General features: G+C 42.5%; 20 protein-coding genes. 11 read left to right on the plus strand and 9 right to left on the minus strand.

What is annotated here, in order from left to right; translation table 11 throughout:
- Positions 1-25: 25 nt before the first annotated feature.
- The 4 genes from glgB to GVT53_RS03420 all read left to right on the plus strand — a co-directional run bounded on the left by glgB (position 26) and on the right by GVT53_RS03420 (position 6,711).
- Positions 26-1,921 (plus strand): 1,4-alpha-glucan branching protein GlgB, encoded by a 1,896-nt coding sequence (gene glgB / locus GVT53_RS03405; protein WP_166247427.1) that lies wholly within the window; start codon positions 26-28, stop codon positions 1,919-1,921.
- A gap of 96 nt (positions 1,922-2,017) precedes the next feature.
- Complete coding sequence (locus GVT53_RS03410) at positions 2,018-4,417, plus strand: glycoside hydrolase family 31 protein (protein WP_166247428.1); 2,400 nt, start codon at positions 2,018-2,020, stop codon at positions 4,415-4,417.
- Between the two features lie 40 nt (positions 4,418-4,457).
- The gene (locus tag GVT53_RS03415) at positions 4,458-5,267 is read left to right on the plus strand and encodes a M48 family metallopeptidase (protein ID WP_166247429.1); all 810 of its coding nucleotides are present in this window, start codon (positions 4,458-4,460) and stop codon (positions 5,265-5,267) included.
- Positions 5,268-5,379: 112 nt separating this feature from the next.
- Positions 5,380-6,711, plus strand: a complete 1,332-nt coding sequence (locus GVT53_RS03420; RefSeq protein WP_166247430.1) for an MFS transporter — start codon at positions 5,380-5,382, stop codon at positions 6,709-6,711.
- 64 nt (positions 6,712-6,775) lie between these two features.
- Here GVT53_RS03420 and GVT53_RS03425 read toward each other — a convergent pair whose 3' ends face one another.
- The 4 genes from GVT53_RS03425 to GVT53_RS03440 are packed head-to-tail and all read right to left on the minus strand — an operon-like array spanning position 6,776 to position 9,737.
- Positions 6,776-7,501 (minus strand): head GIN domain-containing protein, encoded by a 726-nt coding sequence (locus GVT53_RS03425; RefSeq protein WP_166247431.1) that lies wholly within the window; start codon positions 7,499-7,501, stop codon positions 6,776-6,778.
- Between the two features lie 37 nt (positions 7,502-7,538).
- Positions 7,539-8,636, minus strand: coding sequence for a DUF4097 family beta strand repeat-containing protein (locus GVT53_RS03430; protein WP_166250406.1), 1,098 nt, complete (start codon positions 8,634-8,636; stop codon positions 7,539-7,541).
- Entirely contained in the window at positions 8,617-9,177 is a 561-nt protein-coding gene (locus GVT53_RS03435; RefSeq protein WP_166247432.1) for a hypothetical protein, read from the minus strand. The genes GVT53_RS03430 and GVT53_RS03435 overlap by 20 nt, the downstream gene beginning before the upstream one ends.
- A 2-nt stretch (positions 9,178-9,179) precedes the next feature.
- On the minus strand, positions 9,180-9,737 hold the full coding sequence (locus GVT53_RS03440) for an RNA polymerase sigma factor (RefSeq protein WP_166247433.1): 558 nt from the start codon (positions 9,735-9,737) through the stop codon (positions 9,180-9,182).
- A gap of 217 nt (positions 9,738-9,954) precedes the next feature.
- On the opposite strand from GVT53_RS03440, the gene lon reads away from it, so the two are divergent.
- Entirely contained in the window at positions 9,955-12,405 is a 2,451-nt protein-coding gene (gene lon, locus GVT53_RS03445; RefSeq protein WP_166247434.1) for an endopeptidase La, read from the plus strand.
- Positions 12,406-12,455: 50 nt separating this feature from the next.
- A complete protein-coding gene (gene cmk, locus GVT53_RS03450; protein ID WP_166247435.1) occupies positions 12,456-13,154 on the plus strand; it encodes a (d)CMP kinase in 699 nt (232 codons plus the stop codon).
- A gap of 90 nt (positions 13,155-13,244) precedes the next feature.
- Here the strand turns inward: cmk and GVT53_RS03455 are convergent, their stop codons facing one another.
- The 5 genes from GVT53_RS03455 to GVT53_RS03475 all read right to left on the minus strand — a co-directional run bounded on the left by GVT53_RS03455 (position 13,245) and on the right by GVT53_RS03475 (position 16,925).
- Positions 13,245-13,625 carry a hypothetical protein gene (locus GVT53_RS03455; RefSeq protein ID WP_166247436.1) on the minus strand — a complete coding sequence of 127 codons (381 nt, stop codon included), beginning with the start codon at positions 13,623-13,625 and terminating at the stop codon, positions 13,245-13,247.
- Positions 13,626-13,628: 3 nt separating this feature from the next.
- Complete coding sequence (locus GVT53_RS03460; RefSeq protein ID WP_166247437.1) at positions 13,629-13,955, minus strand: hypothetical protein; 327 nt, start codon at positions 13,953-13,955, stop codon at positions 13,629-13,631.
- Positions 13,956-14,316: 361 nt separating this feature from the next.
- Positions 14,317-15,039: a DUF6503 family protein gene (locus GVT53_RS03465; RefSeq protein WP_166247438.1), complete on the minus strand. Its 723-nt coding sequence runs from the start codon at positions 15,037-15,039 to the stop codon at positions 14,317-14,319.
- Positions 15,040-15,269: 230 nt separating this feature from the next.
- On the minus strand, positions 15,270-16,271 hold the full coding sequence (locus GVT53_RS03470) for a M64 family metallopeptidase (protein WP_166247439.1): 1,002 nt from the start codon (positions 16,269-16,271) through the stop codon (positions 15,270-15,272).
- A gap of 273 nt (positions 16,272-16,544) precedes the next feature.
- On the minus strand, positions 16,545-16,925 hold the full coding sequence (locus GVT53_RS03475; RefSeq protein ID WP_166247440.1) for a LysM peptidoglycan-binding domain-containing protein: 381 nt from the start codon (positions 16,923-16,925) through the stop codon (positions 16,545-16,547).
- 257 nt (positions 16,926-17,182) lie between these two features.
- Here GVT53_RS03475 and rpsA point away from each other — a divergent pair, with 257 nt between their 5' ends.
- The 5 genes from rpsA to GVT53_RS03500 all read left to right on the plus strand — a co-directional run bounded on the left by rpsA (position 17,183) and on the right by GVT53_RS03500 (position 21,850).
- Entirely contained in the window at positions 17,183-19,021 is a 1,839-nt protein-coding gene (gene rpsA, locus GVT53_RS03480; RefSeq protein ID WP_166247441.1) for a 30S ribosomal protein S1, read from the plus strand.
- Positions 19,022-19,136: 115 nt separating this feature from the next.
- Positions 19,137-19,673: a bifunctional pyr operon transcriptional regulator/uracil phosphoribosyltransferase PyrR gene (gene pyrR / locus GVT53_RS03485; RefSeq protein ID WP_108245023.1), complete on the plus strand. Its 537-nt coding sequence runs from the start codon at positions 19,137-19,139 to the stop codon at positions 19,671-19,673.
- 6 nt (positions 19,674-19,679) lie between these two features.
- Positions 19,680-20,606 (plus strand): aspartate carbamoyltransferase catalytic subunit, encoded by a 927-nt coding sequence (locus GVT53_RS03490; RefSeq protein WP_166247442.1) that lies wholly within the window; start codon positions 19,680-19,682, stop codon positions 20,604-20,606.
- A 3-nt stretch (positions 20,607-20,609) separates the two neighbouring features.
- Positions 20,610-20,942, plus strand: a complete 333-nt coding sequence (locus GVT53_RS03495) for a ribonuclease Z (protein WP_166247443.1) — start codon at positions 20,610-20,612, stop codon at positions 20,940-20,942.
- Positions 20,939-21,850, plus strand: a complete 912-nt coding sequence (locus GVT53_RS03500; protein WP_166247444.1) for a ribonuclease Z — start codon at positions 20,939-20,941, stop codon at positions 21,848-21,850. The genes GVT53_RS03495 and GVT53_RS03500 overlap by 4 nt, the downstream gene beginning before the upstream one ends.
- The last annotated feature ends 2 nt before the right edge of the window (positions 21,851-21,852 follow it).

Here is a 21,852-nt window from a genome sequence, read left to right on the forward strand (position 1 = left end):
ATTGTATAGTACTAAACCCGCATATATGTCCAAGGTAGTTGCCCATAGTTTTTTTACGGATTTTGATATCGACCTTTTTAAAGGAGGAAAGCATTTCCGCCTCTACCATAAGTTGGGTTCGCACCTAACGGAGGTCGATGGCGTCAAAGGTACCTATTTTGCCGTTTGGGCCCCTTCTGCCAAATCGGTAAGTGTTGTGGGCGATTTTAATTATTGGAACGCAGACGAACATCAATTAAATGTGCGGTGGGACAGCAGCGGAATTTGGGAAGGGTTTATTCCCGGAGTTGATAAAGGCACCAAGTACAAATACAAGATACATTCCAACAACAACGATATTTGGACGGAGAAGGCCGACCCATTTGCCCGATTTTGCGAACAACCGCCGCATACGGCCTCTGTGGTTTGGGACGATACACACCAATGGAACGACAGCAAATGGATGGAAACCCGTGAAGAAAAAAACGGGTTGGACAGGCCCTATTCCGTCTACGAGGTGCATTTGGGGTCTTGGAAGAAGAAAAATGGTTGGGAATCCCTCAGCTATTTGGAGATGGCGGAGGAGCTTGCGGATTATGTGGAGGAAATGGGCTTTACCCATGTGGAGTTGATGCCTGTAATGGAGTATCCGTATGATCCATCTTGGGGATATCAAATAACGGGATATTTTGCCCCGACCTCGCGGTTCGGAAAGCCGGAAGATTTTAAAGTTTTGGTGGACGCCCTCCACCAGCGTGGTATCGGGGTCATTTTGGATTGGGTACCTTCCCATTTCCCCGAAGATGCGCACGGACTTGGATTGTTTGATGGTTCGCATCTCTATGAGCATCCGGATAGGCGCAGGGGGTACCATCCCGACTGGAAAAGCCTTATTTTTAATTATGGTAGAAACGAAGTACGCGCATTTTTGATCAGTAATGCCGTTTTTTGGCTGGATCAATATCATGTGGATGGATTGCGGGTCGATGCTGTTGCATCCATGCTTTATCTCGATTATTCGCGGGAGGATGGTGAATGGGAACCCAATATGTACGGAAACAATGAAAACTTGGAAGCCATGTCCTTTTTAAGGGAAATGAACCAAGAGGTCTATGCCAGTTTTAAGGGCGTTCAGACCATTGCGGAGGAGTCCACGGCCTTTACCGGAGTTACAAAACCTGTACATTATGGAGGCTTGGGCTTTGGCATGAAATGGATGATGGGATGGATGCACGATACGTTGGAATTCTTTAAAAGGGACCCAATACACCGTTCCTACGACCTGAACATGATCAGTTTTGGCCTTACTTATGCCTTTACCGAGAACTTTATGCTGCCTTTTTCGCATGATGAGGTGGTGTACGGCAAACAATCCTTGCTCTACAGAATGCCAGGCGATGAGTGGCAACGCTTTGCCAACCTAAGGCTGCTCTTCGGTTACATGTTCACGCATCCGGGAGGTAATCTATTGTTTATGGGAGGTGAATTCGGGCAATCGTCCGAATGGAACTTTCAGGAGAGTTTGGAATGGCATTTGACACAATACGATTTTCATTCCGGTATACAAGAAGCGGTGAAGGACCTGAACAAGTTGTACAAGTCCAGCCCAGCTTTGTATCAAAAACAATTCAAACCCGATGGTTTCCAATGGATAGAGTACAATGATCAAGAGAATACGGTGATATCGTTTATTAGAAAAGGAAGCGATTCCAAGGACGATTTGATCGTTGTTTGCAACTTTACGCCCGTCCCGCGCGATAATTACCGATTGGGAATGCCCAAGGCTTCAACATTAAAACTGGTATTTAACAGTGATGATAAAAAATACTCGGGCAGTGGCGTGGGCAAAAAAACGGTGAAGCCGTCCAAAACACCATGGAACGGATACGAACAATCCGTTTTATTGAACTTGCCGCCTTTGGGAGTGGTAGTTTACAAGTAAAATGACAACTAAAACGTTATAGTTGATTGCTTTTCAAAACATATTTTTAATTATTCAGGCTTTTATATTTCTTTTGTGAACCTCAACTGATTACAGATGATAACCAACACGGAAATTGCAACTAGAGGGAATCAGTCCCCAAACCATATCGTAGACTTTAAACAAGAAAACGAAAAAATATATTTTACCACCCAAAACGGTGTTATCCTACAAGTTACCATTTTAAGGGACAGTGTGGTGCGTTTTAGGTATGCTACCGAATATGTTTTTGAACCGGATTTTTCCTATGCCATTAGTGAGGACGTCAACCTTGGGTACAACGAATTGACCATTGAGGACGAGATACCGGAATATGTGATCACCACTTCCAAGATCAGGATTTTTATCAATAAGGAAAACCTAAAGGTCCAGATTACCGATTTGGACAATGTCATTCTTACGGAAGATGAACTTGGGTTCCATTGGGAAGAAAACTTTGATTATGGCGGTAACGTGGTTAAAATGAGCAAAGTTTGTCACTCTGGTGAAAGCTATTACGGGATGGGCGATAAAGCATCCCATACCAATCTTAAAGGAAAGCGTATCAACAATTGGGTCACGGATTCCTACGCCTACGGAAAGGATCAAGAACCGTTGTACAAGTCCATACCGTTCTACATTGGACTCAAGGAAAGCAAGGCCTACGGTATATTCTTCGATAATTCTTTCAGTACCTATTTCGATTTTGCCGCCGAAAAACGAAACGTAACCAGTTTTTGGGCCGATGGAGGGGAAATGAACTACTATTTTTTCTATGGCCCACAAATGAAGGACGTGGTGGAGTCCTATACCGACCTGACCGGTGTCCCTGAACTTCCGCCTTTATGGGCTTTAGGTTTCCATCAATCCAAATGGAGCTACTTTCCAGAGCAAAAGGTAAGGGATATCGCCACTACCTTTAGAAAATTGAACATTCCCTGCGATGCCATTTATTTGGACATTGACTACATGGAAGGATTCCGTTGCTTTACCTGGAACAATCAATATTTTCCCAATCCCAAAAAAATGATAGAGGAATTGGAGGATGATGGTTTTAAGACCATTACCATGATAGACCCAGGAATAAAGATAGACCGTGATTATTGGGTGTACCAGCAGGCCATGAACAATGGTTTCTTCTGCCGCAGGGCAGATGGCCCCCACTTTAAGGGAAAAGTTTGGCCGGGCGAATGTAAGTTTCCGGACTTTACCAATCCCGAGGTACGGGAATGGTGGGCCGAACTTTATAAGGAAATGATAGCCGAGATGGGGGTTAGCGGGGTTTGGAACGATATGAACGAACCCGCTATTATGGAAGTGCCATCAAAAACCGCCAATTTGGATGTGCGGCACGACTATGATGGCCACCCCTGTAGTCACCGAAAAGCGCACAATGTCTACGGAATGCAGATGGTAAGGGCTACCTATGAGGGCGTTAAAAAATTTATGTTTCCCCGTAGGCCCTTCGTGCTTACAAGAGCGGCTTATTCGGGTACACAGCGTTATTGTGCCACTTGGACAGGTGATAACGTGGCCACTTGGGAACACTTGTGGATCGCCAATGTACAAATGCAGCGAATGTGCATGAGCGGTTACTCCTTTGTAGGTTCCGATATCGGTGGATTTGCGGAGCAGCCCAACGGCGAGCTCTTTGCCCGTTGGATGCAGTTGGCCGTTTTTCACCCGTTTTGCAGGGTACACTCCAGTGGGGACCACGGCGATCAGGAACCTTGGTCGTTCGGGGATGAAATTACCGATATTGTACGCGAGTTCATTGAATTGAGGTACCAATTGCTGCCCTACTTGTACACGATGTTCTACAATTATATCAAAGAAGGGTTCCCGATGCTTCAGTCCTTGGTGTTTTATGATCAAGAGGACCATCAGACCCATTTCCGTACCGATGAGTTCATCTTTGGCAAACAAATGTTGGTATGTCCCGTACAGGAACCCAATTCCCAAGGCAGAAGAATGTATTTTCCGAAGGGAAATTGGTACAATTACTGGACGGACGAGTTGACCGAAGGAGGCGTGGAGCGATGGGTTTCCGCCGAAATCCACCGAATTCCACTTTTTGTGAAGGAAGGTGCGATGATTCCAAAATATCCCGTACAGCAATATGTTGGGGAAAAGGAAATCGAAAAATTGAACATCGATGTATATTATAAGGCCGGCACGGAAAACTCACAAGTCTACGAGGACCAGCAAGATGGGTATGATTATAAAAAAGGTAGATATAGCCTGCGGCGTTTCAAATTGACGGGCAAGGAGAATGAATTGATCATCCAACAATTCAAGGATGGCAACTTTATAACTCCATACGATAATTTTAAAATGTCCTTCCATGGATTGCCTTTCACGATTGATACCGTAGAGGTGGACAACGAGGAAGTAGATTTGAACTCAATCAAATTAAATGGTAACAATTCCATAGAGGTAGGCAAGGATTTTACGGAGCTTCATATTTTTGGAAAATAAAATTTCGTAAATTTCATTAGATAAAAACACTATTTACCATATGAAAAAGATAGTTTTGACTGGTTTGGTCTTTTTAGCGGTTGCTGCTTGTAAGACCAATCCGTTTACAGGAAAAAGCACACTGAATTTTTACCCGAACAGTCAAGTGTTCCCCATGGCTTTTGCCGAATATGACCAATTTTTGGAAACAAATAAAGTCGTTACGGGTACCTCCGATGCAAAAATGATAACCAAAGTCGGGCAGCGCATAGCTTCTGCTGCCGAGCGTTGGTTGAATGCCAATGGTTACCCCGGATATTTAAAAGATTACAAATGGGAATATAATCTGGTACAGGACGAAACCGTGAACGCTTGGTGTATGCCAGGCGGAAAGATTGTTTTTTATACCGGAATTTTACCGATTACCCAAGATGAAACCGGTGTTGCCGTGGTCATGGGGCACGAGGTGGCCCATGCCTTGGCCGATCATGGAGCTCAGCGTATGAGCGCCGGTACATTGCAGCAAATTGGAGCTGTTGCCGGAAATGTGGCCATACAGGATGAAAAGACACTTGGATTGTTCAATCAAGCGTACGGAATCGGCTCTCAGGTTGGGATAATGCTTCCCTTTAGTCGGAGCCACGAGACCGAAGCGGATAGGATAGGACTTCAGATTATGGCCATTGCAGGTTACGACCCCAGTGAGGCCGCCGAACTTTGGAAGCGCATGAAAGCAAAATCGGGCGGACAGGCGCCACCGGAGTTTTTGAGCACGCATCCATCCAACGATACAAGGATCAGCAATCTGACAGCTTGGGCACCGGCCGCAAAACAAGAAGCGCGAAAATTTGGGGTAACATCCTTCGAATAGATTTATAAACAACGAACTTTAAATGTCACTTCGAAACAGACGAAAAATCCAACTGACACCAAAAAGGGTTTTTCACAGGGATTCGAAGTGACATTTTTTTGTGATAAAAGTTATGGTACAAACATTGGCATTAAAGGGGAGTAAGAAACTGTTGAACGCGTGGGCATTTTACGACTGGGCCAATTCGGTTTACAGCTTGGTGATTTCCTCTGCCATTTTCCCGCTTTTTTATGGCCTGCTGTTCCGAACGGCGGGTATTGAGCAAGTCACCATTTTTGGTGGCGAAATAGCAAGGGCGCCCTTGATCAGTTATGTAACATCCTTGGCCTTTGTGTTTATTGCCATTGTAACACCATTGGTATCCGGCGTAGCCGATTATTTGGGGAATAAAAAGATTTTTCTAAAGTTCTTCTGTTATTTGGGGGCGGCTTCGTGTATTGGGCTGTATTGGTTCTCTCTGGAGCATATTTATTTTGGATTGGTCTGTTATTTTTTCGGACTGGTGGGCTTTTGGGTGAGTTTTGCCATCAACAATTCCTATTTGCCGGACATCGCTTTTCCGGATCAGCAGGATAGCATAAGTGCCAAAGGGTTTTCATTGGGTTATATTGGAAGCGTTATTTTATTGGTTTTCAATCTTTTTATGGTGATGAAACCCGACTTTTTTGGCATCACGGATAGTGGGGGCGAAGTTGCGGAGATCAAGGCCATGAAATATTCCTTCATCTCGGTTGGCATCTGGTGGATGCTGTTCAGTCAATACACCTTTGCACATTTACCAAAAGGCTATAAGCGGGAAGGGGAACGGAAGCATATCATTTTAAATGGTTTTAAAGAATTAAAGCAGGTATGGCAACAGCTCGGCGAGAATAGAAAGTTAAAACGGTATCTAGGCGCATTTTTCACCTATAGTATGGCCGTACAGACTATAATGCTTATCGCCACCTATTTTGGGGAGGAAGAAATTGTTTGGGGCTCGGATGATGAACGGACCATGGGCTTGATCGTAAGTATTCTGTTGATACAAATTGTTGCCATATTGGGAGCTACGGTCACAGCACGTGCCTCCAAGGCTTACGGAAACATAAACACCCTTATCGTTATCAATGTAATTTGGGGATTGCTTTGTGTGTATGCCTATTTTTTACAGACCCCGATGGATTTTTACATTGCAGCAGGTCTGGTCGGTGTAGTTATGGGAGGGATTCAGGCCCTGTCCCGCTCCACCTATTCCAAGTTTTTGCCGGAGACTACGGATACCACATCGTTTTTTAGTTTTTATGATGTGGCCGAAAAAATAGGTATCATCATAGGAACCTTTATGTATGGTATTATCGCCCAACTTACGGGAAGCATGCGGAACAGCACTATCTTTCTGGGGCTATTCTTTTTGATTGGCATCTTTCTGCTCCTTCGGGTCAACAAGGTGAAGGCATCAAATTAAGAACATAAAAAAGCCCTGAGATCTTCAGGGCTTTTTCAGTCTTTGATTGATGATAAACTCAGAATTATACCTTCGTAATATCCCCAGAACCTGAAGATTTGGAATTTACTTTTTTGGGATTGCCGCGATATTGAATGTCACCGGAGCCGGAAACCCTGGCTTCCAAAGATTGGTTGGCAGTGACCTTGATATCCGCAGAGCCGGAAACGGTGGCCTTAACAAAATCAGCTTCCAAATCAAAAGCTTTGATGTCGCCGGAACCGGAAACCGTAACGGTAAAATCTGTAGCCCTACCGGATAGATTGATGTCCCCGGAGCCCGAAAGTGCTGCATCTACTTCTTCTGCCTCCACGGTTAGGGTAACATCGCCAGAACCGGACATGGCTGTGCTGAATTGGGAAGCCTTAATGGTCGTTTTTCCAACAAGGTCTCCCGAGCCCGATAAACTCACCCCATTAATGGATTCTATGGGAACCGTTACGTAAATGCCATTTTTCCAGTTGGAGGGCCTAAGGTTCATACCTTTCTCCACCTTGATGACCAGTTTGCCATTTTTAACTTCGGTTACGATGTGTTCCAATAAATTGGACTCTCCTTTTAGCGTGATTTCGCCTTCGCTACCGGATACCAACTCTACATCGAACCACCCGGCCATGGCAACCTCGTCGTAGTCGCCTACGGAGCGTTCAATGGTAACCACATCGCCGTTCCCTTTTACTTTTTTGCCCCATTGTGCGTTGGTACAGGCCAACATTCCCAATGCAAGCGAAAGTGTGATAAATTTTTTCATGATCTTGTGTTTAGTTTTAATTGTTTTTGAATTGATGTTAATTTCTGTAAAATGATATCCCACCATAGTCACTGGTAATGCTCACTTTGTTTCCGGAGTTTGGACTTCCGTAGTAACCACTATAGTATTTTTCGGTGGATTTTTCTTTGCTGATGTTGATCTCAAAATCTTCCTTGCCACTTACTCCGGCATACTCGGTAGAAATTTCGAAGTCAAAATTATAGCCCGAATCGTAACCGATTTTGATGCCAGTGTAATCGGTTCGGATCTGCACGTTGCCGGCGTCCGGTGCCAATCTGTCAATTTTGATGGAGCCATAATCGCTGGTAATGGAAACATTACCGTGTACATTGCCCAGTTTAACCCCAATGTAATCCCCGTTACCATCTACGTTCTTCACGTTTCTAACATCTATGGAACCGTAATCGCTGGAGTATTGAAGATTGTCCATTTCTTCCACAACACCGTTGGTATAATCGGCCTTAATGATAAGGTTTCCAGCCTTGTCGATGGTGAAGCCCGAGTAATCGGCGATGATTTCAGCACTGTTAATGTACCCAAAGGTGGAACGAGAGGTATAATCAAACCGCAACTCGTTATTGCGTCCATGTAGTTCGCCAATATCCATTTTACCGTAGTCACAGCTTATTTTGGCATGTCCATCAATCCTGTCCAACATAATGTTGCCGTAGTCGTTGCTCAGGTTTACACTGTTCTTCACGGGAAGTTTAATGGTGTAGTTGACCTGTACGCTCACGCTTTTTCTTCTGCCCCAGCTCCAGTTCCAACCACTGTTGCCGTTTCCAAAATCGGTAATGGCACTTACCATACTGGCGCTGTTGTCGAAGTCTACGTTGATTTCTTCCAAACGTTCCCTTACGCGGTCCTCATCGTTTCCATTGGTTTTGATGTGAACCTCGATCATCACCCTGTTTTCGTTCCAAGAGGTAATGTTGAGGTTGCCGTAGCTGTTGCTTACCTTCAAAAGGGCGTCCGAATTAACTTTGAATTCTTTCTTTATTGTTTTTTCCTTGGTGTACTTTCCGTTCAATTTGTCATTATCCACATTGGCGCTAACGACCAGGGGAATAAAAGCCAAGGCGAAAAAGATGTGTTTAAATTGTAAAGCTCTCATCATTTTGTGTTTTTAAATTCTTTATATTTTCTATTTGGCTCAAAACTTCTTTTAAAAGGTCTATGCGTGTCTGGAAATTGGTGATCATTGCGCTCAATATGATCTTACTGTCTCCGCCATCGACCAGATCCTGTTCAAGGGATTGGTAGTCTTTGTCCAGCTTGGCCAGTTGTGCCAAGGTGTCATCTACCAATTGTGCCGTTTCCGGTGTTTTTTCGTCTTTGAGTTCCGCTACCTGCTCTTCTATCAAATTCGCAAAATAGAACTCGGTTTTGGAAACCTCGGGGGCTATTTCTGTTACCTGTTGTTTAAGGGTGGGCTGTGGACCAAAGGCTTGGTACCCCAAAAGTGCCACCAGTGCAATAGATGCCGCAATGGACATGGGCTTCCACCAAGATGTTTTCTTTTTATGTAGGGCAACGGTGCCCTGGGATTGGTTCAATTTTTCCAAAAACCGCTCCTGGTGCCCGCCCTGGGGCTCCTCTACATCAAACTCCCCTTGGAGTCTCTCGAACAGATGATCTAAATTATCTTTCTTCATAACTAAACATTTACGGTCAATTTTTTTCTGAGGCTTTCTTTGGCCCTCGAAATCATGGTTCTACAATTAGCATAGCTTATATTCATTATTTCGCTTATTTCTTCGTAATCGTACCCTTCAATTAAATGTAAGGTCAAAGAAACTCTGTAATTGTCTTTCAAACTTTTCATGGTTTCCATCACTTTTTGAGCCTTCAGTTCTGTGTAACCATTTTGATCTGAAGCAACTCCTTCGTTATCTTCGACCTTGTACATTATATCATCCAAATCGTCAGTACGTTTTTTTTGCTGCTTTTTGTAATGATAGATGCTGTTATTGATCACGATCCGCTTTAACCAAGCTCCAAAGGCGACGTCTCCCTTAAAGGTGTGCAATTTGGTAAATGCGCTCAGGAACGATTCCTGCATCACATCCTCGGCCTCCGCAGTATGTTTTACAATCCTAAAAGCGGTGTTGTACATCGCCTTGTAGTACCGATTGTAAACCTCTAGCTGCGCGCTTTGTTTGCCCTGCATGCACAACTGGAGCAGTGTGTCAATATGTTCATTTTGTTGGCTCAAAAAATGATTGGTTTGTCTTATAGATGAGCCAATTTACCATTTGTTACACTTTTTTCTTAAAATTTGATTTTTAATGGCACAGGAATTGCCAACTAATGGGTGACAATAAGCTTAAGAACCGCTCTAAACTTTGATTTTTAGGGGTTTGAGGGAGCTTGAATGTGGAATAAAAATGTGGGTCGGTTGTCTTTTATGACAAAATGACCGAAAAGTTGATATGGGAGAGATGAAAATAACCAATTTTGACAATATAGAACTACAGGGCTTGGACGAAGACGCCGAGTTGATTCCGTTGTTGACCCCGGAAGATGAGGAACAGATGAACAAGGAGAGCTTACCGGAAACCTTGCCGGTATTGCCTCTTAGAAATACCGTTTTGTTCCCCGGTGTGGTGATTCCGATTACTGCCGGGAGGGATAAGTCCATCAATTTGATCAAGGATGCCAATAACGGCTCCAAGACCATTGGAGTGGTGTCCCAAAAGGACGAAAGTGTGGAAAACCCGGGTCCGGAAGACATCAATACCGTTGGGACCGTTGCACGTATTTTGCGGGTACTTCAAATGCCGGATGGCAACACCACGGTGATCATCCAAGGTAAAAAAAGGTTCAAGATCGATGCGGTGCTCACCGAGAAGCCATACATTACAGCGCAGGTGAGCGAGGCCAAGGAAGAACGTCCCGATGAGCGGAGTAGCGAGTTTGAGGCCATCATCGATTCCATCAAGGAACTGGCCTTCAAAATCATCAAGGACAATCCAAACATTCCCAGTGAGGCGACTTTTGCTATTAAGAATATTCAGAGCAATTCGTTCTTGATCAATTTTGTATCCTCTAATTTGAATCTTCCCGTAAAGGAAAAACAGCAACTTTTGGAGATGCCAAATCTTCAGGAAAGGGCATTGGCCACCTTGAAGTACATGAACATGGAACTTCAAAAGTTGGAACTGCGCAACGATATACAGAGCAAGGTGCGTAGCGATATGGACCAACAGCAGCGCGAATATTTCCTTCACCAACAAATGAAGACCATCCAGGAGGAACTTGGTGGGCTGTCCTACGAGGAAGAGGTGGATGAAATGGCAGAAAAGGCCAAAAAGAAAAAATGGAGCAAAAAAGTGCAAGAGCATTTTGAGAAAGAGCTTTCCAAAATGCAGCGCATGAACCCTCAAGTGGCCGAATATTCCATTCAACGAAACTATTTGGACCTGTTGCTGGATTTGCCGTGGAACGAATTTTCCAAAGATAAGTTCGACCTAAAAAGGGCCCAAAAGATTTTGGACAGAGACCATTACGGTCTGGAAGATGTAAAGCGACGAATCATCGAGTATTTGGCCGTTTTGAAACTTCGAAACGATATGAAATCGCCCATCCTGTGCTTGTACGGACCTCCCGGTGTGGGTAAGACCTCGTTGGGTAAATCCGTGGCGGAGGCCTTGGGCCGTGAATATGTGCGGATGTCCTTGGGAGGGCTTCGCGACGAAGCAGAAATCCGTGGGCATAGAAAAACCTATATCGGTGCCATGCCGGGAAGGATTATACAGAGCTTGAAGAAAGCGGGAACCTCCAACCCCGTATTTATTTTGGACGAAATAGACAAGTTGGCGAGCAGTCATCAGGGCGACCCGTCTTCTGCGATGTTGGAGGTGTTGGACCCAGAGCAAAACAGCGAGTTCCATGATAATTTCTTGGAAATGGGCTACGATTTGTCAAAAGTGATGTTCATTGCCACGGCGAACAACCTTTCTACCATACAACCTGCCTTGCGCGATCGTATGGAAATCATCAACGTAACGGGCTACACCATCGAGGAGAAGGTGGAGATTGCCAAGCGGCACTTGTTGCCCAAACAGTTGGAAGAACACGGATTGTCCAAAAAAGATTTGAAAATCGGCAAGCGCCAATTGGAGAAAATCGTTGAGGGCTATACCCGTGAGTCCGGAGTGCGTAGCTTGGAAAAACAAATTGCCAAAGTAGTGCGCTATGCTGCAAAATCCATAGCCATGGAGGAGGAGTACAATGTTACGTTGACGAACGAAAATATTGAGGACATCTTGGGCCCAGCCCGATTGGAGCGCGACAAATACGAGAACAATGATGTGGCCGGTGTGGTCACGGGCTTGGCCTGGACCAGTGTAGGTGGAGATATTCTGTTCATTGAATCCATTCTTTCCAAAGGAAAGGGGGCCATGAACATTACGGGCAACCTTGGTAAGGTAATGAAGGAATCCGCAACGATTGCGATGGAATACATCAAATCCAATGCGGATGTGTATGGTATCGATGCCAGCGTATTCGAAAAATATAATGTGCATATCCACGTGCCCGAAGGCGCCACTCCAAAAGATGGCCCGAGTGCCGGTATCACGATGCTGACTTCTTTGATTTCCCTGTTTACCCAACGCAAGGTAAAGAAGAGTTTGGCCATGACGGGTGAGATTACCCTTCGCGGCAAGGTATTGCCCGTGGGTGGTATCAAAGAGAAGATCTTGGCGGCCAAAAGGGCAAAGATCAAAGAGATCATTTTGTGTGCCGATAATAAAAGGGATATCGAAGAAATTAAGGACGAGTACTTAAAGGGGCTGACGTTCCATTACGTGACGGATATGAGCGAGGTCATCGATTTGGCCATTACCAAACAGAAGGTGAAGAACGCCAAGGAACTTTAGATGATACTTTGTCATGTGATCATCATGATATTTCTGCCTATTTTTGGCGTATGGGAAAAATTACGATAGCCATTGATGGGTATTCCTCCACGGGAAAAAGTACCATCGCCAAACGGCTGGCAGCTGCCTTAGGTTATATTTATGTGGACACGGGTGCCATGTACCGTGCGGTGACCCTTTTTGCATTGAACAACGGATTTGTCAGTGAGAAAGGTGCGCTCGATTCAGCTGCTTTGATAGATAAACTCTCCGAGGTCAACCTCAAATTTGTTCCCAACACCGAAACCGGTCGTTCGGATATGTTTTTGAACGATGAGAACGTGGAGCAGGAAATCCGTTCCATGCGGGTGTCCGGTTTTGTAAGCCCAGTGGCTGCCATAAAGGAAGTCCGTGAAAAGTTGGTGAAGATTCAACAGGAGATGGGCAAGGACAAGGGCATTGTGATGGACGGCCGCGATATTGGTACCGTGGTCTTCCCCGATGCCGAATTAAAATTGTTTATGACGGCTTCTCCGGAGACCCGTGCCGCCCGACGCTACAAAGAACTATTGGAAAAAGGAGAGGAAGTTACCTATGCCGAAGTATTGAAAAATGTTGAGGAGCGTGACCGAATCGACTCTACCCGAACTATTTCACCGCTCACCAAGGCCAAGGATGCCATTGAGTTTGATAATAGCGATATGGGGCTGGAGGAACAGTTTGAGCGTATCCATGAGTTTGCCAAACGGGTGATTGGGAAGCATGGTTGAGAAGTAAAGGAATTATGAGTTGCACTTATCGTTTTAGCTATGCGCAGTGTCCCGTAGGGCATTGCGTATAGGTGTTGTTGTACACCGTTTTTATTTATTTTTTAATGTCTGTTCAACATATTTTCTGTGATTGTCAAATCCATTCTTTTCGGGATTTTCCAAGTCCACCATTCCATCAATTCCAGAGTCGTAAATCTGCCAATTATGCTTTTTAGCAAGCTCAATTAGAGCGTAAATCCCATTTTTTCCGTATAATGAAAGCATAAAATTGCTTGAGAGTTCATTGTCCGCAAAAAAGTCAATTGCAAAATCAGTTCCGATTATTTCTCTGTGGTTATCATCTTTATTAATTCGGTCAAATGAGTTTTCCAATATCTCAGTAAAATCAATCGGTTCAAGTTGGTTTTCGTCCAATTCTGCAACTGATTCTATTTTCTGTTTTGAATTAAAAAGTACAATGTCCCAACTCATTTCTTAAAAGTTAAATTCACAGATATTTTGGTCAACTTTTACTCTTTTTAAACATTCAGTGATTAATTGCGAAACTCTTGAAGTAGGAATTAAACTGTAATTGTGTACAGTTCCGATTTCATTCTTTTTTGAGGAATCCCATTCGTATTCAATTCCGTTTTCATCGATAATGATTGACTTTCCTTCAAAAATATCTTGCCATTCAACTCTTTGAGTTAAATCGGCAATGCTTTCGTAAACTATTACTTGGTGTTCAGAATCTATTTTGTCAATTAGAAATATCATTGTTTCGTCAAATGGTGTACAACGGTTAGCTAAATATCGTTTCAATGATTTTTAGCGTACGATAAGTGAAGTTAGTATTTTTCTAATTAAAGTTCCAATGGGAATTCACGAACAAACCTTCTGGGTTTATGGATGCCTGTTTTAAATTGATGGATAAATGGTAATAGGGGCTTGGAAGAGCAGTTTGAGCGCATCCTTGAGTTTACCAAACGGGTGATTGCGAAGCATGTTTAACAAGTAAAAGATTTTTGGAGTTGCATTTATCGGTTCTTGTATAACGCTCGTTTTGTAATCTTTAAGTTATATTTTTTTTCAGATTAGGAGCTTCTTTAATGAAATGTCAGGCTTTTTAGCAGTGTGACCAACTCCACAACAATGCGTTCGTTATACGTTATTGGCAACTGGCTTAATCAGTTAGAATATCAATGATTATATCTGTTCCTGAATAAGAATCATCGCTTAGTTCGTGCCAATGCCTAATTCTGGGAATCCTGATCTCGTTTATTGTTATGGTTTTCTCAAAATACAGTCTCTCACCCTCAGCCGGTTTATCCTTAGTGACAATCTCAATTCCAATAATCTCTTTAGTCGATTTTGATATGAACAGGTTCCAATCTTTTGAAAACATCGGTTCTTTAAGCTCTATTTCCACCTTATAGCACTCTTGGTTTGCAAAAGTAGTTTCCATAGTATTTTTTATTTCAGAAATCCGATTTTCTAATGACATTGGAAGTCCATAAAATATTTGATAGAATTGCCTGTAACCGATATTCCGTGAAGGATCTAGCCTGTATTTGTTAATCAGGGCAGTATCGGTAGCAATTTCTCCATTCAATAAGACCGAGCTGCTACCATTCTTATCAATTATGTGTTCTGAAATATTATCATCTCTATTCCTTTTTAGTCTGAAAGTGTTATCAGAATTATCCAGTTCTACAACAGAATATCTGTGAGGGTTAAGTGTTCTTGGTTCTTGGATATGAATATTCAGTGTAGTATTTTCCCATGAATTCGAAGGATCGTGATAATCCATTGATTCCCTAAAGATTTTTTTGCCATCGACTTCCTTATCTTTTGCACATCCTAAGAAAAGTAAAGAAAAAATTGCTAGAAGAATTGTTTTTTTCATGATCGTGGTATAAGCTTGTTGCCAACTGTTAGCTAAATATCGTTTCAATGATTTTTAGCGTATGATACCTGCCTGTAGTCAGACAGGAGTGAAGTTAGTATTTTTCTTTTTAAAGCTTCACTGGAAATTCACCAATCAACCTACTGGTTTTATGGGTTTACCATATTTTTTTATGGGGTTTGTCCTGAGCAAATTAGGAAGAAACGACTAATAATTTTTTGATAAGATGATTATTGTGATTGCAAATTAACTCCGCATTTCAATTCTATTGAATTTTTATTTTCCAAGTCCGAATCAGTCTTTTTCGAGGAATTGTCATTGCTTTTGTCAATTTTTAAAAACTCTTTAAAATTGTATTCTAGCTTTTTAAGCTCCATTATTTTTTTAACGATTGCTTCTCTACTCGGCGCATTGAAATAGGAGCCCCAACCCATTACACTTTGTTCTTCTGGTCTCCAAAAGCCAGATTCCCTGTAATTTCCACCTTCGTAAGCCCCTACTTCAATATAGTCAGATAGGCCTAAAAAATGTTTCCATTTAATTAAGTCTGGATTATTTGTTGAGTCTAGGTTTGCTACTTCTTGAAGTATTATCGGTTGATAGCTCTCATTTGCATATTCATCCCCTAAGTTGGCAAATGCATGACCCACCTCATGTAACATAACCCTGTGGTCTTCGGCACCAAATATGGCTACATTATTATTTAGCCAAGCAGTGCCTCCACCTGAATGCGATTTTATTGATATAAGAATTAAGTCTTTTTCACCACGCGGTTTACCGGTTAATTTGCTTACGTATCCATCAATGGCGCGCCAATTTGAAATTGAGGGTAATCCATCAGGGCTAACTGAACTGCCAAAGGGTGTCTTAACTTCATTTTTTTTGTCTTCAGAAACGAATAATTTTGATTCAGCATAAATAATATAAGCATTGAAATGTTTCTTGTATTGAGAAAATGGAGTAGAATTAAAAAGGTAAGAAATCGTATTTAAAGCGTGCTTTCGATAAATACCATCACTTGCCTCCAAATGGTTTTGGAAGTAAACATCTCCCATAAATATTACATTTATTCCGTTTGATTTATCATTTTCAAAAACAACTTCAATGTCACCATCGCTAAAATATTTGTTGTCAGAAATATAACTAGGGCTAGCTACAGTATCATCTTTTGCGCAAGAAATAAATAATGTCAATGAAATAGTCATTGCTATGTGGAATAACGTTTTTATCATGGACACTCTATGTATAATAGTTTTAGAACGTTGTGGAAAACTATATATTTCAATCAAACTTCCAAAAAACTTTCATTTAATTTTTTTTTTAGAATCTTAATATGCTATTGTAGAATTTTTATTTTTTTAGATAGATTAGAAAGTTTAAGATATGATTCGTTTTTCAATGAATTTTATTGACCAATAAATGAGGTCGGCAATTTTCATTTTAAACTTTATGAGTCAAAAAAAGCACCCAAAGGGCGCTTTTCGGATAATAAGTTTTGGAACCTATTACAGGTTCGGAATCTTCAATACTTGGTCGGGATGTATGACATCTGGATTCTTTAACTGATCCGTATTCGCATCAAAGATTTTGTTATACTTCATTGGGTCTCCGTAGTAGTGCTTGGAAATTTTGCTCAACGATTCACCACTTTTTACCGTGTGGTATGCATAAACGGATTCATCCTCCACGGTAATGTTCGCTTTTATGTCGGATGGTTTTTCTCCCCCGATTTCCTTGATTTTGTCCCACAGCAAGTTTTTTTCATACTGGGTCTTGGTCATTCCCTTTATTTTTAAAATGTCGCCTTCAACATTTACATCGCCGTTTTTCACGTCCAATTGCTCGCCTAGGTCCAATACAGGTTGATACTTTGCTTTTACACTCATAAGGGTACTTTTTTACAGTTAATAATTAGAAGTTTCAAGATAAACAATCTACCCTTATTTTGCCATTAAATAATTGTAATACTTTTTTTGCGGAAACCTTGTCTGTAGTCTTTGTATATCAATAATTTAATTGTATTTTTGCACCCCTTTTGGCAAGGAGGCAAGGGAAAAAGGGAAATTAGAAAATCAATTTAAAACCACTTCCACGGTAATTGTTCAGCTCTTGTAAAACGTGGAATACAAATTTTGATCAGCAAATGGCTGAAGAAAAGCAAAACGTTGAGGTAGAAGAAACTGCCGCAGCAACAGAAGTAAAAGAAGAAACACAGCCCCAACAAGATCCAAAGGAATTTCTTGAGAATTTTGACTGGGACAAGTACGAAGAAGGAATTGAGCGTGTTGATGACAACAAGCTTAAGGAATTTGAAACACTTGTAGAGGAAAACTTTGTGGACACTGCCGATGAGGAAGTAGTGGAAGGAGAAGTAGTCCACATGACAGACCGTGAGGCGATCATTGATATCAATGCAAAGTCCGAGGGTGTGATTTCCTTGAATGAGTTCCGCTACAATCCCGATCTTAAAGTTGGAGATAAAGTTGAGGTACTTATCGATATCCGTGAAGACAAGACCGGTCAGTTGGTGTTGTCCCACAGAAAAGCAAGAACCATCAAGGCATGGGAGCGTGTCAACAATGCACACGACAAAGAGGAAATCGTAACTGGATTCGTAAAATGTCGTACCAAAGGTGGTATGATCGTTGACGTATTCGGAATCGAGGCGTTCTTGCCAGGTTCTCAAATCGATGTGAAGCCTATCCGTGACTACGATCAGTATGTAGGCAAGACCATGGAGTTCAAAGTAGTGAAGATCAACCACGAGTTCAAGAACGTAGTGGTATCGCACAAAGCTTTGATCGAAGCGGACATCGAAGAACAGAAAAAAGAGATCATCGGCCAGTTGGAAAAAGGTCAAGTATTGGAAGGTGTGGTCAAAAACATTACATCTTACGGGGTATTTATCGACCTTGGAGGCGTGGATGGATTGGTACACATTACCGACCTTTCCTGGAGCCGTATCAACCACCCGAACGAGGTTGTGGACCTAGATCAGAAATTGAACGTTGTTATCCTTGATTTCGATGATAACAAATCAAGAATCCAGTTGGGTCTTAAGCAATTGGAGAAACACCCATGGGATGCCCTAGGTGATGAGATCAAAGTAGGTGACAAAGTAAAAGGTAAAGTGGTTGTGATCGCTGATTATGGTGCATTTATCGAAGTTGCCGAAGGTGTTGAAGGTTTGATCCACGTTTCAGAAATGTCTTGGAGCACACACCTTAGATCTGCACAGGATTTCGTAAACGTAGGTGACGAGGTTGAAGCAGTTGTATTGACCTTGGATAGGGAAGATCGTAAAATGTCGTTGGGTATCAAGCAATTGACTCCGGACCCATGGACCGATATCACTTCTAAATATCCTGTAGGATCAAAACATAAAGGAATCGTTAGAAACTTTACCAACTTCGGTGTATTTGTAGAGTTGGAAGAAGGAATCGACGGTTTGATCTACATTTCCGACCTTTCTTGGACCAAAAAGATAAAGCACCCATCCGAGTTTGTTACCGTTGGTGACACCTTGGAAGTGGAGGTATTGGAATTGGACGTGGAAGGCCGCAAATTGAGCCTTGGTCACAAGCAGACCACCGAGAACCCTTGGGACAAATATTCCGATGAGTTCGCTGAAGGTACAGTGCACACAGCTGCAATCGCAGAGGTTGTTGACAAAGGAGCTACGATCAACTTCAACGAGGACATCGTTGGGTTTGTTCCACAACGTCACATGGAAAAAGAAGACGGCAAGAAGCTTCAAAAAGGAGAAGAGGCCGAATTCAAGATCATCGAGTTCAACAAAGATTTCAAGAGAGTTGTGGCCAGCCACACTGCCATCTTTAGAGAGCAAGAGGATAGAAATGTGAAGGCTGCTGCCAAGAAAAGAGCCGCGTCCAGCGACGAAGCCGCTCCGACCCTTGGTGATGCCAACTCCGCATTGCAAGCATTGAAAGACAAAATGGAAGCTGATTCCAAGAAAAAGTAATCAGACTTTTCAATGATACAAAGCCCCGCTGGAAACAGTCGGGGCTTTTTTATGTCCTAAAAATTTTAAAGAATTGCTTACTTTTGTATTCAACCGAGTTGGTCGCACACAGCATATGAGTCAAAAAGTTCTGCTTACTTCAAAGGAAATCAACATCATACTGCACCGGTTGGCCTGTCAGCTAATGGAAAACCATTTGGATTTTAAGGATACCGCTTTGATAGGTATTCAGCCCAGAGGCGTTTTTTTGGCAGAACGATTGGTAAAGATTCTCAAAAAGGAATACAAGATCAAGCATATTGACCTTGGTTTCTTGGACATCACATTTTTTAGGGACGATTTTGGACGAGGGGAAATCCTTAAGGCCAATTCCACACAAATGAATTTTTTGGTAGAGGACAAAAAAGTGGTGTTTATTGATGATGTGCTTTACACGGGAAGAAGTATCAGGTCGGCATTAACGGCCATTCAATCCTTCGGTAGACCAAGTAACATTGAACTTTTGACATTAATAGATAGACGTTTTAGCCGACATCTACCTATTCAACCCACCTACAGGGGGCGACAAGTGGATGCCATCAACGAAGAAAAAGTAAAGGTGATGTGGGAAGAAAACGACGGTGAAGATAAAGTATATTTAGTAAGCAAATAAAAGGGAATGAGCGAGTTAAGTGTAAACCACTTGTTGGGAATAAAGTATCTGAACAAAAAGGATATATCGCTCATTTTTGAAACGGCCGACCACTTTAAGGAGGTCATCAACCGTTCCATTAAAAAAGTGCCAACCCTTCGCGATATTACGATTGCCAATATCTTTTTCGAGAACAGTACCCGCACAAAACTCTCTTTTGAACTGGCAGAAAAACGACTTTCCGCCGATGTGGTCAATTTTTCGGCAGGGCAATCATCCGTAAAAAAAGGGGAGACCCTTATCGATACCGTAAACAATATCCTTTCCATGAAAGTGGATATGGTGGTGATGCGCCACCCCAATCCGGGCGCGGGAATCTTTTTGTCACAGCACGTAAAGGCATCCATTGTAAATGCTGGGGACGGAGCCCACGAACATCCAACACAGGCATTATTGGATTCCTTTTCCATCCGGGAAAAACTAGGCGATGTAGGAGGTAAGAATGTCGTTATTGTTGGTGATATTCTGCACTCACGAGTGGCCCTCTCCAATATTTTTGCCCTGAAATTGCAAGGGGCCAACGTAAAAGTTTGCGGTCCAAAAACATTGATTCCAAAGCATATTGAATCTTTGGGAGTAGGTGTGGAGACCAACCTGAGAAAGGCTTTGGAATGGTGCGACGTGGCCAACATGCTCCGTGTGCAGAACGAACGAATGGATATCAGTTACTTCCCATCCACGCGTGAATACACACAACAATTCGGGGTAAACAAAGAACTTCTGAACAGTTTGGACAAGGAAATCGTGATCATGCATCCCGGTCCCATAAACCGTGGTGTGGAAATTACCAGTGATGTGGCCGATTCCGACCAATCCATTATATTGCACCAAGTGGAAAATGGAGTTGCGGTTCGAATGGCCGTACTGTATCTTTTGGCATCAAAAATTAAGTAAACCATGATTATCGACAAAGACGGGACAACGACCATAGTTTTCCAAGAAAAGACCATTTTGAGCGGATTTTTGGAAAACCTCAATAAAGCATACCCAAAGCTAAAGCACGACAATATTGTCGTCAACCTATTTTCTTTCAACAAACTGGGAGTGAACGATATTTTAGAGTTTTTGGACCTCTCCAATATGCACAAGTCTGGTGGTCAATCCTTTGTTTTGGTGACGGATAAGTTGAGTTATGACGAAATCCCCGAAGAGATAAGCGTAGTACCGACCCTTCAAGAAGCCAAGGATCTTATTGAAATGGAAGAAATAGAACGCGACCTTGGCATATGAAACTTACCGTACTTGGTTGTTATGCCGCTACACCACGAACATTTACCAATCCTACTTCGCAGGTACTCGAGATAAAGAATCATCTTTTTTTGATCGATTGTGGTGAGGGAACCCAAGTGCAGCTCAGAAAGTACAAGGTCAAGTTTTCCAGGATCAACCATATTTTTATATCACACCTTCATGGAGACCACTTTTTCGGTCTTCCCGGGCTAATTTCTACGTTTCGATTGCTGGGTAGGGAAAAAGAACTGCATATTTATGGTCCGAAAGGAATCAAACAGGCCATCACATTATTTTTGAAATTAGGCGATTCATGGACCAACTACCCTTTGATCTTTCACGAATTGGAATCAAAAGAATCCGAACTTGTTTTTGAAGATGATAAAGTTACTGTTCGAACAGTCCCTTTGATTCACAGGGTATACACCAACGGTTTTTTGTTTGAGGAAAAAGAAGCTCCCCGAACCCTGGACATCGATACGGCCAGAAAATTCGGTGTGGATAGGAGTCAGTTTAACAACATTAAAAAAGGCGTTGATGGTGTGGATGCCACTGGTAAAATCATTCCCAACAAAAAGCTCACTTTGGCTCCTCCTGCACCGAAAAGCTATGCTTTTTGTAGCGATACGCTATACAATGAAGCTATTTTGCCCATCATTAAGGATGTGACCGTACTTTACCACGAATCCACATTTTTGGACTCCGAACTGCATCTGTGCGAGAAAACCAAACATTCCACATCCAAACAGGCGGCACAAATCGCGAAGAAGGCCAATGCCAAACTGTTGATTTTAGGACATTATTCCACCCGTTATAAATCCATTGAACTCTTCAAAAAGGAAGCTCAGGAAGTTTTTCCGGTAGTGGAATTGGCCGACGATGGTAAGGTGTTCGATTTTGACGTTTAAAA

This window comes from Flagellimonas oceani, from assembly GCF_011068285.1.
GTDB classification, from domain to species: domain Bacteria; phylum Bacteroidota; class Bacteroidia; order Flavobacteriales; family Flavobacteriaceae; genus Flagellimonas; species Flagellimonas oceani.

Bases quoted from the DNA above. Each gene is read 5' to 3' on its own strand.
- rpsA (WP_166247441.1), top strand. From the start codon at position 17,183: ATGGCTGAAGAAAAGCAAAACGTTGAGGTAGAAGAAACTGCCGCAGCA.
- GVT53_RS03430 (WP_166250406.1), bottom strand. From the start codon at position 8,636: ATGAGAGCTTTACAATTTAAACACATCTTTTTCGCCTTGGCTTTTATT.
- GVT53_RS03435 (WP_166247432.1), bottom strand. From the start codon at position 9,177: ATGAAGAAAGATAATTTAGATCATCTGTTCGAGAGACTCCAAGGGGAG.
- GVT53_RS03465 (WP_166247438.1), bottom strand. From the start codon at position 15,039: ATGAAAAAAACAATTCTTCTAGCAATTTTTTCTTTACTTTTCTTAGGA.
- GVT53_RS03420 (WP_166247430.1), top strand. From the start codon at position 5,380: ATGGTACAAACATTGGCATTAAAGGGGAGTAAGAAACTGTTGAACGCG.
- GVT53_RS03410 (WP_166247428.1), top strand. From the start codon at position 2,018: ATGATAACCAACACGGAAATTGCAACTAGAGGGAATCAGTCCCCAAAC.
- glgB (WP_166247427.1), top strand. From the start codon at position 26: ATGTCCAAGGTAGTTGCCCATAGTTTTTTTACGGATTTTGATATCGAC.
- GVT53_RS03470 (WP_166247439.1), bottom strand. From the start codon at position 16,271: ATGATAAAAACGTTATTCCACATAGCAATGACTATTTCATTGACATTA.
- pyrR (WP_108245023.1), top strand. From the start codon at position 19,137: ATGAGTCAAAAAGTTCTGCTTACTTCAAAGGAAATCAACATCATACTG.
- GVT53_RS03495 (WP_166247443.1), top strand. From the start codon at position 20,610: ATGATTATCGACAAAGACGGGACAACGACCATAGTTTTCCAAGAAAAG.
- GVT53_RS03500 (WP_166247444.1), top strand. From the start codon at position 20,939: ATGAAACTTACCGTACTTGGTTGTTATGCCGCTACACCACGAACATTT.
- GVT53_RS03455 (WP_166247436.1), bottom strand. From the start codon at position 13,625: ATGAGTTGGGACATTGTACTTTTTAATTCAAAACAGAAAATAGAATCA.
- GVT53_RS03415 (WP_166247429.1), top strand. From the start codon at position 4,458: ATGAAAAAGATAGTTTTGACTGGTTTGGTCTTTTTAGCGGTTGCTGCT.
- GVT53_RS03490 (WP_166247442.1), top strand. From the start codon at position 19,680: ATGAGCGAGTTAAGTGTAAACCACTTGTTGGGAATAAAGTATCTGAAC.
- cmk (WP_166247435.1), top strand. From the start codon at position 12,456: ATGGGAAAAATTACGATAGCCATTGATGGGTATTCCTCCACGGGAAAA.
- GVT53_RS03475 (WP_166247440.1), bottom strand. From the start codon at position 16,925: ATGAGTGTAAAAGCAAAGTATCAACCTGTATTGGACCTAGGCGAGCAA.
- GVT53_RS03425 (WP_166247431.1), bottom strand. From the start codon at position 7,501: ATGAAAAAATTTATCACACTTTCGCTTGCATTGGGAATGTTGGCCTGT.
- lon (WP_166247434.1), top strand. From the start codon at position 9,955: ATGGGAGAGATGAAAATAACCAATTTTGACAATATAGAACTACAGGGC.